Source organism: Amorphoplanes digitatis (genome assembly GCF_014205335.1).
Classification (GTDB): domain Bacteria; phylum Actinomycetota; class Actinomycetes; order Mycobacteriales; family Micromonosporaceae; genus Actinoplanes; species Actinoplanes digitatus.
Genome location: NZ_JACHNH010000001.1, coordinates 881,076 through 892,421 on the forward strand (window position 1 = coordinate 881,076; position 11,346 = coordinate 892,421).

7 protein-coding genes are annotated in these 11,346 nt (G+C 70.5%); 4 read left to right on the forward strand and 3 right to left on the reverse strand.

What is annotated here, in order from left to right; genetic code table 11:
• Window positions 1-303 precede the first annotated feature (303 nt).
• Window positions 304-1,323, reverse strand: a complete 1,020-nt coding sequence (locus BJ971_RS04080; protein WP_184989951.1) for a LacI family DNA-binding transcriptional regulator — start codon at window positions 1,321-1,323, stop codon at window positions 304-306.
• Between the two features lie 367 nt (window positions 1,324-1,690).
• Here BJ971_RS04080 and BJ971_RS04085 point away from each other — a divergent pair, with 367 nt between their 5' ends.
• The 4 genes from BJ971_RS04085 (at window position 1,691) to BJ971_RS04100 (ending at window position 7,338) form a co-directional block, all read left to right on the forward strand.
• Window positions 1,691-2,977, forward strand: coding sequence for an ABC transporter substrate-binding protein (locus BJ971_RS04085; protein ID WP_184989953.1), 1,287 nt, complete (start codon window positions 1,691-1,693; stop codon window positions 2,975-2,977).
• Window positions 2,978-3,044: 67 nt separating this feature from the next.
• On the forward strand, window positions 3,045-4,037 hold the full coding sequence (locus tag BJ971_RS04090) for a carbohydrate ABC transporter permease (RefSeq protein ID WP_377885374.1): 993 nt from the start codon (window positions 3,045-3,047) through the stop codon (window positions 4,035-4,037).
• The gene (locus tag BJ971_RS04095; protein WP_184989955.1) at window positions 4,034-4,921 is read left to right on the forward strand and encodes a carbohydrate ABC transporter permease; all 888 of its coding nucleotides are present in this window, start codon (window positions 4,034-4,036) and stop codon (window positions 4,919-4,921) included. Before BJ971_RS04090 ends, BJ971_RS04095 begins: the two co-directional genes overlap by 4 nt.
• Complete coding sequence (locus BJ971_RS04100; RefSeq protein WP_184989957.1) at window positions 4,921-7,338, forward strand: glycoside hydrolase family 2 protein; 2,418 nt, start codon at window positions 4,921-4,923, stop codon at window positions 7,336-7,338. Before BJ971_RS04095 ends, BJ971_RS04100 begins: the two co-directional genes overlap by 1 nt.
• On the opposite strand, the gene BJ971_RS04105 is transcribed toward BJ971_RS04100, so the two are convergent.
• On the reverse strand, window positions 7,234-8,727 hold the full coding sequence (locus tag BJ971_RS04105; RefSeq protein WP_184989959.1) for a methionine--tRNA ligase: 1,494 nt from the start codon (window positions 8,725-8,727) through the stop codon (window positions 7,234-7,236). The two genes, BJ971_RS04100 and BJ971_RS04105, sit on opposite strands and share 105 nt — an antisense overlap.
• A 761-nt stretch (window positions 8,728-9,488) precedes the next feature.
• Window positions 9,489-11,336 (reverse strand): dihydroxy-acid dehydratase, encoded by a 1,848-nt coding sequence (ilvD, locus tag BJ971_RS04110; RefSeq protein WP_184989961.1) that lies wholly within the window; start codon window positions 11,334-11,336, stop codon window positions 9,489-9,491.
• Window positions 11,337-11,346 lie beyond the last annotated feature (10 nt).

The window sequence follows — 11,346 nt, forward strand, 5'->3', positions numbered from 1 at the left end:
GCGGGGCCGCCCACCGCCAGAGCGGCGTGGGCAGGGCAGCGAGGGTCCTCCACCGCCCGGTGCGGCGTGGGTAGGGCGGCGTGGGTCGCCCGCCGCCCGGTGCGGCGTGGGTAGGGCAGTGTGGGTCGCCCGCCGCCCGCCGCCCGGTGCGGCGTGGGTAGGGCAGTGTGGGTCGCCCGCCGCCCGGTGCGGCGTGGGTAGGGCAGTGTGGGTCGCCCGCCGCCCGGTGCGGCGTGGGTAGGGCAGTGTGGGTCGCCCGTCGGCAGGGTGGCGCGGGTGGCTCACCGCCGAGGGCGGTTGGTGTCAGGAGTCGCGGGGTGGGGCGGTGCTTCCGCGGGGGGTCAGGTGTGCGGTGCCCTCCTCGACGTCCTGCACCGGCTCGCCGGCGATCGCCGCCAGTAGCTGGCGGGCCGCGTGGGCGCCGTAGGCCGCGATGTCCCTGGTCAGCGCCGTCAGCGGCGGATGAACCAGCGAGCACAGCGGTGAGTCGTCCCAGGCGACGATGGACAGGTCGCCCGGCACGGACAGGCCCATCTCCTGCGCCACCGACAGGCCCGCGACGGCCATGACGTCGTTGTCGTAGATGATCGCCGTGGGCCGTTCCGCGTTGATGAGCAGGCGGCGGGTCGCCCGGCCGCCCTCCTCGCCGGTGTAGTCCGACGGCACGGTCACCGCCTCGCTGAGCCCCAGCGCGGCGCAGACCTCCGTGAACGCCTTGGTCCGGGTCTGGGTGTGCAGCAGGTCCGGCAGGCCGCCGACGCGGGCGATGCGCCGGTGCCCCAGCGCCATCAGGTAGCGGACCGCCTCGGTGATCGCGCCGGCGTCGTCGGACCAGAGCTGGGGCACCTTGCCGGTGTCGCCCGGCCCGCCGATCACCACGGCCGGCAGTTGCAGCTCGTTGAGCACCGGGATGCGGACGTCGTTCTCCCGCAGGTCGGTGACGAACACGCCGTCGACCCGGCGCTCGCCCCACCAACGGCGGTACACCTCGGTCTCGGTCTGCGGGGTGGCCACGACCTGGAGGGTCAGCGCGAACGACCGGGCCGCGAGCTCCTGCTCGAAGCCGCTGATCAGGCCCATGAAGAACGGTTCGATGCTCAGGATGCGGGCGGGCCGGCACAGGGTGAGCCCGACGGCGCGGGAGCTGGCGCCGGACAGGGCGCGGGCCGCGCTGTTCGGGTTGAAGCCGATCTCCTCCGCGATGGCGACGATGCGCCGGCGGGTCGCCTCGGAGACGCCCGGCTGGCCGTTGAGCGCGTACGACACGGCTCCCTTGGACACGCCTGCCCGGCGGGCGATGTCGGCGATCGTCGGCCGTTTCACTCGGGTGCCCCTCTCTGCAAAGAACCCATCCTCCGGCACCAGCCGCCGTCGGGAAACGGTCGCTCTGCAAAAGGGCTGCCAGAACGGGCGCTGGTGGAGCGCTCTCACGCTACCTCGCGCCGCTTTGGGCCTAGCCAGCACGGATGACTTGATCGGTTAAGTGTTACAGACCACGGGCCGCGGCGTAACCCTGGAGTAGCCCACTGGCCGAAATAACCCGGTTTACGAGCGCTTACATCGGTTGAATACGCGACGTGTCACGAACATGAAACACAGTCTTGACACGCCGTGAGGCGCGTCATACGGTCACGTCACTTATCCGGTTCAGTAAATTCTTTCGTCAACATTCCCCTTGGGTGGAGGAGTAATGGAACGGTTCGCCAAGCGGGGCGTGGCGCTTGTCGCCGCCGGACTCGCCGGGACCCTGGCACTTGCCGGTTGCAGCGGAGAAAGCCTGGAGGGCGGCGGCGACAAGGCCGCACAGGGCCAGACCACGCTGACGGTCAACTTCTGGGGCGACATGGGCCTCGACGCGCTCAAGGCCGCGTACGAGAAGGACCACCCCAACGTCAAGATCGTGCTCAACTCGGGCGAGTACAACGCCCAGCACGAGGACCTGCAGAAGAAGCTGGTCGCCGGCACCGGCGCGCCGGACATCTCCGCGGTCGACGAGGGCTTCATGGTCCAGTTCCGCGGCCAGGCCGACAAGTTCGTCAACCTGCTCGACAAGGGCGCGGCCAGCTACGAGGCCAAGTACCTGCCCTGGAAGTGGGCGCAGTCGAAGTCGGCCGACGGCGCGTCGCAGATCGGCCTCGGCACCGACGTCGGCGGCCTGGCCATGTGCTACCGCTCCGACCTGTTCAAGAAGGCCGGCCTGCCGACCGAGCGCGACGCGGTCTCCGCCCTCTGGCCGACCTGGGACGAGTTCATCGCCACCGGGACGAAGTACACCAAGGCGACCGGCAAGAAGTTCGTCGACTCCGGCACCAACCTGTTCAACCCGGTGCTGGCGCAGCAGCCGGTCGGCTTCTACGACACCTCCGAGCAGCTCCAGATGGAGGGCGGCCCCAAGGTCGCGTTCGACGTCAGCATGAAGGCGATCGACGCCGGCATCTCGGCCAACCTCGCCAGCTTCCAGCCGAACTGGGACCAGGGCTTCAAGAAGGACCAGTTCGCCGTCCTCGCCTGCCCGGCCTGGATGCTGGGCCACATCCAGGAGACCGCGCCGGACCAGAAGGGCAAGTGGGACATCGCCGCGATCCCCGGCGGCGGCGGCAACTGGGGCGGTTCCTGGTGGACCATCCCGAAGCAGGGCAAGAACGTCGACGAGGCCTACAAGTTCGTCGAGTGGATGATCCAGCCGGCGCAGCAGATCGAGGTCTTCAAGACGGTCGGCAACCTGCCGTCGCAGCCCGCGCTCTACAAGGACCCCGCGGTGCTGGACTACAAGAAGGAGTTCATGAGCAACGCCCCGACCGGCCAGATCTACGCCGCGACGGCCGAGGCCCTGAAGCCGCAGTACCTGGGCAAGAAGAACGGCCCGACCCGGGTCGAGGTCGAGAACGTGATCACCCGAGTGCAGCAGGGCTCGCTCAAGTCGAGTGCGGCGTGGCCCGAGGCCGTCAAGGCGGCCGAGAAGGCTGCCAACTCCTAAAGCGAAACGACGGCGGGGCGGCCCACAGTGGCCGCCCCGCTGCTCCCTGGAAGGAGTGGCCGTGTCCGTGACACACAGCGCACCGCCGACACCGGCGACCGAGCCGGCGCATCACCGCAAGCCGAAGTCCGGGTACAAGAGTCGCAACTGGTTGCACCGCTTCGACAACAAGCGGGTGCCGTACCTGATGATCTCCCCGTTCTTCCTGCTCTTCGCCCTCTTCGGGCTCTTCCCGATCGTGTTCAACGGCATCGTCGCGATGCGCAACTGGCGCCTCGACGATCCGGCCCTGGACGGCTGGGCCGGCTTCGCCAACTTCGAGCGGCTCCTGCACGACGAGGACTTCTGGAACGCGCTGGTCAACACGTTCGGCATCTTCGTCCTGTCGACCGTGCCGCAGCTGCTGATCGCGCTGATGGTGGCCAACCTGCTCAACCGCCGGCTGCGCGCGAACTCGTTCTGGCGCGTCGGCGTGCTGCTGCCGTACGTGACGCCGGTCGTCGCGTCGACGCTGGTCTTCGCCATCATCTTCGCCCGGGACAACGGCATGGCGAACTGGCTGCTGTCGCTGGTCGGCTTCGGCCAGGACGCGCCGCTGGACTGGCGCGCATACAAGTGGAGCTCCTGGATCGCCATCGCCACGATGGTCAACTGGAAGTGGATCGGCTACAACGCGCTGCTCTACCTGTCGGCGATGCAGTCCATTCCGAAGGATGTCTACGAGGCGGCGGCCGTCGACGGCGCCGGACCCTGGCGGCAGCTGTGGCGAATCACCGTGCCGATGATCCAGCCTGTGCTGATCTTCACCGTCGTCCTGTCGACCATCGGTGGCCTGCAACTCTTCAACGAGCCGATGCTGTTCGAGGAGAACCCCGCGGCGGCGTCCGGCGGCTCCGACCACCAGTGGCAGACCATCGCCCAGCTGATCTACAAGGTCGGCTGGAAGGACCTCAACCTCGGGTACGCGGCCGCGATGTCGTGGGCGCTGTTCCTCATCATCCTCATCGTCGCCGCCCTGAACGCCGTGGCGACGAACCGCCTAGGAGGGGGACGGCGATGACCGCGACCGCAACCCGGCCCAGAAAGCGCAGCCTGAAGAACATCGGCCGCGCGCCGCAGGACACCCGCGGCAGCTGGCACACCTATCTCGGCCTCGCCGCCTTCCTCGCGCTGTCGGCCTTCCCGCTGTACTGGATGTTCGTCATCGCCACCAGCGACGACGAGGCGGTCTCGCAGATCCCGCCGTCAGTGGTGCCCGGCGACCAGCTGATGGAGAACCTGCACGAGGTCTTCACCATGCAGCAGGTCTACTTCGCCGCGTCGCTGATCAACAGCTTCATCGTCTCCGCGGCGGTGACGGCGTCGACGCTGTTCTTCTGCTCGATGGCCGGCTTCGCCTTCGCCAAGCTGCGCTTCCCGGGCCGCGACAAGCTGATGATCGTGGTGATCCTGACCCTCACCATCCCCAATCAGCTGGGCATCGTCGCGCTCTACATCCTGATGGGCAAGTTCGGCTGGAACGGCACCCTGGTGTCGGTCATCGTGCCGTTCCTGGTCAGCGCGTTCGGCGTGTTCTACATGCGCCAGTTCATCATGCAAGCGGTCCCCGACGAGCTGGTCGAGTCCGCGCGCATGGACGGCGCGCTCACCATGCGGGTGTACTGGAGCATCGTGCTGCCGGCCATCCGCCCGGCGCTGGCCGTGCTCGGCCTGCTCACGTTCGTCGCGACGTGGAACGAGTTCCAGTGGCCGCTGATCCAGCTCAACGGCACACCGTTCCCCACCTCGATGGTGGCGCTCTCCGACCTCGCCAGCGGCAACTACGTCATCTACCGCCGGGTGCTCGCGGGCGCGTTCGTCGCCACGGTTCCGCTGCTCGTGCTGCTCCTGCTGGGCGGGCGGCAGATCGTGCGGGGGATCATGGAAGGCGCTGTCAAGTCCTGATGAGGAGAACCGTGACCTCGTACCGAGCCCTGCACGACGGCTGGGCGGTCACCGGCGGCGACGTGGACAGCGTCGCCGCCACGGTGCCCGGCTGCGTGCACACCGACCTGCTCACCGCGGGACTGATCGACGACCCGTACCTGGACGAGAACGAGAAGGAGCTCGCCTGGATCGGGCACACCGACTGGGTCTACGAGACGGTGTTCCAGCACGCCGGTGGCGACGGCCGGACGGACCTCGTCTGCGCCGGACTCGACACCGTCGCCACGGTCATCCTCAACGGCGTCGAGCTGGGCCGCACCGCGAACATGCACCGCGGCTACCGCTTCGACGTCCGCGACGTGCTGCGCGAGGGCGAGAACCAGCTCCGGGTCCGCTTCGGCTCCGCGTACGCCTACGCGCAGGCGCAGCGGGCCCGGCTCGGCGGCCGGCCCAACGCCTACCCCGAGCCGTTCAACTTCATCCGCAAGATGGCCTGCAACTTCGGCTGGGACTGGGGCCCGACGCTGGTCACCGCCGGCATCTGGCAGCCCATCGGCCTGCAGAGCTGGTCGGTCGCGCGGCTGGCCGAGGTGCGCCCGCAGGTGACGGTGGCGGACGGCGCCGGCCTCGTCGAGGTGCGCGTGCGGCTCGAGCGGGAGACCCCCGGGCCGGTCACCCTCGCCGCGACGGCCGCCGGCCGGCGCGTGGCGGCGCGGACCGAGGGCGACGAGGCCGTACTCTCCCTCACCGTCGAGGATCCCCGGCTCTGGTGGCCCCGAGGGTACGGTGACCAGCCGCGTTACGACCTCGACGTGACCCTGGCCGGGCCGGACGACGAGCCCCTGGACTCCTGGACCCGCAAGGTCGGCTTCCGTTCGGTGCGCCTGGACACCACACCGGACGGCGGCGGAAGCGCGTTCACGCTGCACGTCAACGACGTCCCGGTGTTCGTGCGCGGGGTCAACTGGATCCCCGACGACGTCTTCGCCAACCGGGTCACCCGGGACCGCCTCGCGGCGCGGTTCGCGCAGGCGGTCGACGCGAACGTCAACTACCTGCGGGTCTGGGGCGGCGGCCGGTACGAGTCGGAGGACTTCTACGACCTCGCCGACTCGCTCGGCCTCATGGTGGGGCAGGACTTCCTGTTCGCCTGCGCCGCGTACCCGGAGGAGGAGCCGTTCGCCACGGAACTGGCGGCCGAGGCCCGCGAGAACGTGGTGCGGCTGTCGAGCCACCCCAGCCTGATGATGTGGACCGGCAACAACGAGAACATCTGGGGCCACGCGGACTGGGGCTGGGTCGAGGAGCTCGGCGACCGGTCGTGGGGCGCCGGCTTCTACTTCGACGTGCTGCCGCGCATCGTCGCCCAGGAGGATCCGAGCCGGCCGTACTGGCCCGGCAGCCCGTACTCGGGCCGCGACGACCTGCACCCGAACGACCCCGCGTACGGGACGACGCACGTCTGGGACGTCTGGAACACCGACGACTACCTGAAGTACCGGGAGTACCGGCCGCGGTTCGTCGCGGAGTTCGGATACCAGGCGCCGCCGGCGTACGCGACCCTGCGCCGCGCGCTCTCCGACCAGCCACTGGCCCGGGACTCGCCGGGCATGCGGGCGCACCAGAAGGCCACCGACGGCGACCTCAAGCTCCAGCGCGGCCTCGACGCGCACCTGCCGCCGCCGCGCGACTTCGACGACTGGCACTACCTGACCCAGCTCAACCAGGCACGGGCGCTGTCGACCGGTATCGAGCACTTCCGGTCGCTGCGGCCGTACTGCATGGGCGCGATCATGTGGCAGCTCAACGACTGCTGGCCGGTGACCTCCTGGGCGGCGATCGACGGCGACGGCCGCAAGAAGCCGCTCTGGTACGCCCTGCGCCGCTCCTACGCGCCGCGGCTGCTCACCGTCCAGCCCCGCGACGGCGTGCCGGCGCTGGTGGCGGTCAACGACTCGGCCGAGCCGTGGCCGCTGTCGGCGACCGTGTCCCGCCGTACCCTCGCGGGGGTCGTGGAGGCCGAGGTAGCGGTCGGCGCGACCGTCGCGCCGGGCTCGGCCATCACCCTGCCCCTGCCGGCCGAGGTCGGCGCGGCCGGCGACCCGGCGCAGGAGCTGCTGGTCGCGACGGCCGACGAGCACCGGGCCTGGTGGTTCTTCGCCGAGGACAAGGACGTCGCCTGGCCGCAGGCGAAGTTCGACGCGACGTTCGAGGCGGTCGGCCCGGATGCCCGGGTGAAGATCACCGCGCACAACATCCTGCGCGACCTGGTCCTCCAGCCGGACCGCCTCGATCCGGCGACCGAGGCGGACGAGGCCGTGGTGACGCTGCTACCCGGCGAGGAGGCGACGTTCATCATCCGGGGCGGTGCGGGCCTGGAACCGACGGCCCTGACCACCCGGCCGGTGCTGCGCTGCGTCAACGACCTGGTCTGAGCGCGCCGCGCCCAGTCGCGGGAAGGCGGGCCGCGGCGGCCCGTCGGAGCGGAGCTGCGCCAACAGGCGTTCGGCGCCCGAGGGTATGAACGGGCGCAGCTCGCCGGCGAGCACCTGGCAGATGCCGAGCAGCTCGGCCAGGACCGGCGCGGGGTCGGCCAGTTTCCAGGGCTGCCGCGCCTCGATCAGCCGGTTGCCGCGGTCGACCTCGGCCCACACGGCGTCGGTCGCCGCGCGGAAATCCGCCCGGGCCAGCGCGGCGTTGACGCGCCCGCCGAGGTCGGAGCCGACCTCGGCGGGCGCCACGCCGTGCCGGCGTGCCAGCGTCAGCGTGCGGTTGACCAGGTTGCCGACGCCGCCCGCCAGGTCCCGGTCGGCGCGCTCGATCAGCCGCCGCTCGGTGAAGTCCGTGTCGCCGACGGTCGCCGTCTCGCGCAGCAACCACCACCGCAGCGCGTCCACGCCGTACCGGCCGGCCAGCGCGACCGGGTCGACGGCGTTGCCCGCGCTCTTGGAGAGCTTCGCGCCGTCGACGGTCAGGTAGTCGTGCACGAAGATCGCCGTCGGCAGCGGCAGCCCGGCGGAGAGCAGCAGCGCGAGCCAGTAGACGGCGTGGAAGCGCACGATGCCCTTGCCGATCACGTGCACCCGTTCGGTCGAGCCGGCCCACCAGCGCCGGTAGGCGGCGTCGTCGCCGAGGGCGGTCACGTAGTTGGCCAGGGCGTCCCACCAGACGTAGATGACCTGATCCGGGTCGCCGGGCACCGGGATGCCCCAGCCGCCGGCCCGCGCCGCCGGGCGCGAGACGCTGATGTCGCGCAGCCCGGCGCGGACGAAGGCGAGCACCTCGTTGCGCCGGGGCGCGGGCTCGACGCGGACCCGGCCCGACTCCAGCACGTCGAGGATCCGCCGCTGGTACCGCGACAGCCGGAAGAACCAGTTGGTCTCGGCGACGGTCTCCGGTGCCGCCGGATGCTCCGGGCAGGCGGCGCCGTCCAGGAACCGCTCGCAGCCCGCGCAGTACCGCCCGGTGTACTCGCGCCGATAGAAGTCGGCCGCGGACCTGCGCCATAGCGCGGTCACCCCCGGTGCGTGCCGCGGGTCGGAGCCGGTACGGATGAAGTCGTCGAACGACAGGTCCAGCGGCCCGCGCAGGTCGGCGAACCGGTCGCCGTTCGCTTTGACGAACGCCGCGACATCGACGCCGGTGGCCCGGGCCGCGGTGACGTTCTTGAGCGCGTTGTCGTCGGTGCCGGTGAGGAAGCGGACGTCCTCGCCGCGCAGCCGACGATGCCGGGCAAGCACGTCGGCCTGCACAAGCTCAAGCGCGTGACCCAGATGCGGAGCCGCGTTCACGTAGGGGATGGCAGTGGTGACGTAGAAGGTCATGTTCACTCCTGCGCCCCGCCCCGCCCGGTCGTCCCCGCACGAAGGCAGGGACTTGATCGGTGGTGACTAACGCACGCCGAACGACCCCGCAAGGGGGCGCATCATCGACCGTCGGCATGGCTGCATGCGGCTCATGCTCCCAGCACGTCCGGCGCCGGGCGAGCCGTTTCCGCGCGGCACCTGCGGACCGCCCCGCAGCCCGCCACCAAGCCGATGCGTGCCGAACCCGCGAATCAGCCCGCAGCGCGCAGGCCCTCGCCGATTGCTTTGTTGCGGATGGCCGTCGCCAGGCCGACGCTACTGCGACTTCCACTGACCGTAACCGGCGAGGTGCGTCCGCATGACCCACCACCCACCCCGGCCCGCCCGACCAAACCCCCTGCCGAGCCCACCGCGCGGCAGCCAGACCACCCACCGCAAGGTGCACGCAAAAGCCCACCCACGCACCCACCAGCGAGGAACCAACACCCCACCGCAACAGACCCCCGAGCAAGGGTGGGGCCGGGGGTGACCACGCACGAGCATAAAAACGATCCACCAGCAGTGCGTGGTCACCCCCGGCCCCACCCGTCCACCGCAAGCGAATCCCACCCCCGACCCGGCACAGCCGACACCCGCGAATCAGCCCGCAGCGCGCTGAGCGAGCCGCTTTCCGTGCGGGACCCGCGGATCAGCCCGCAGCGCGCTCGCCGGGCCTGACCCGCACGGAGCTTCGTGCCGGCTGTAGGTCGAGCTACCGCCGGCGTACGGGAAAGGTTCTGTTATTCGGGAACCTTGCGGTATGCGCCATCGCTTGCGCTGGTCGCCATCGAGGCGTAGGCGCGTAGCGCCGCCGAGACCGGTCGCTGCCGGTCGACCGGCGTGTAGGGCTTGGGGCGGCGCTCCTGTTCGTGCCGCCGCTGCGCCAGATCCTCGTCGGTGACGTTCAGGTGGATCGTGCGGCCGGGGATGTCGATGGTGATCTCGTCGCCGGTCTCGACGAGCGAGATCAGGCCGCCGGAGGCCGCCTCGGGGGAGACGTGCCCGATGGACAGGCCCGAGGTGCCGCCGGAGAAGCGGCCGTCGGTGATCAGCGCGCAGGCCTTGCCCAGCCCGCGGCCCTTCAGGAACGACGTCGGGTAGAGCATCTCCTGCATGCCGGGGCCGCCGCGCGGGCCCTCGTAGCGGATGATCACGACGTCGCCGGCGACGACCTGCTTGCCGAGGATGCCCTCGACCGCCGCGTCTTGGCTCTCGAAGACCCGGGCGGGGCCGCTGAACTTCCACAGCTCCTCGGCCACGCCGGCGGTCTTCACCACGCAGCCGTCGGGCGCCAGGTTGCCGAAGAGGATCGCGAGGCCGCCGTCGACCGTGTATGCGTGCTCGACCGACCGGATGCAGCCCTCGGCCGGGTCCGTGTCGAGCGTGGCCCAGCGGTTGGTGGTGGAGAACGGCTGGGTGGTGCGGACGCCGCCCGGCGCGGCGTGGAAGAGCTCCAGCGCCGCCTCGCTCGCGTTGCCGCTGCGGATGTCCCACTCCTGTAGCCAGCTGTCCAGGTCGGGGGAGTGCACCGAGCGCACGCCGCGGCGCAGCGCGCCGCCACGGTCCAGCTCGCCGAGCAGGGCGGGGATGCCGCCGGCGCGGTGCACGTCCTCCATGTGGTACTTCGGGCTGTTCGGGGCGACCTTGGACAGGCAGGGCACCCGGCGCGAGACCGCGTCGATGTCCGTCACGCTGAAGTCGATCTCGGCCTCGCGGGCCGCGGCCAGCAGGTGCAGCACCGTGTTCGTCGAGCCGCCCATCGCCACGTCCAGGGCGACGGCGTTCTCGAACGCGTCCCGGCTCGCGATCGAGCGCGGCAGCACGGACTCGTCGTCGTTCTCGTAGTACTGCTTCGCGATGTCGACGATCAGCTCGCCGGCGCGCTCGAAGAGCGCCTTGCGGGCCGCGTGGGTGGCCAGCGTCGAGCCGTTGCCGGGCAGGGCCAGGCCGATCGCCTCGGTCAGACAGTTCATCGAGTTGGCGGTGAACATGCCGGAGCAGGAGCCGCAGGTCGGGCACGCGGACCGCTCGATGGTGTCGAGCTGCTCGTCGGTCACGTTCTCGTTCGCGCTGGCGCTCATCGCGTCGACCAGGTCCAGCTTCTCGTGCACCACGCCCTCGATGGCGATGGTCTTGCCGGCCTCCATCGGGCCGCCGGACACGAACACCGTGGGAATGTTCAGACGCAGCGCGGCGATCAGCATGCCGGGGGTGATCTTGTCGCAGTTCGAGATGCAGACCAGGGCGTCGGCGCAGTGCGCGTTGACCATGTATTCCACGGCGTCGGCGATCAACTCGCGGCTGGGCAGCGAGTAGAGCATGCCGCCGTGGCCCATCGCGATGCCGTCGTCGACGGCGATCGTGTTGAACTCGCGCCCGATGCCGCCCGCGGCGAACACCGAGTCGGCGACGAGCCCGCCCATGTCCTTGAGGTGCACGTGGCCGGGTACGAATTGGGTGAAGCTGTTGGCGATCGCGACGATCGGCTTGCCGAAGTCGTCGTCGGTCATGCCGGTGGCGCGCCACAGGGCGCGCGCGCCGGCCATCGTCCGTCCGTGGGTCGAGGTCCGGGAGCGCAGCTCAGGCATTCCTACATTC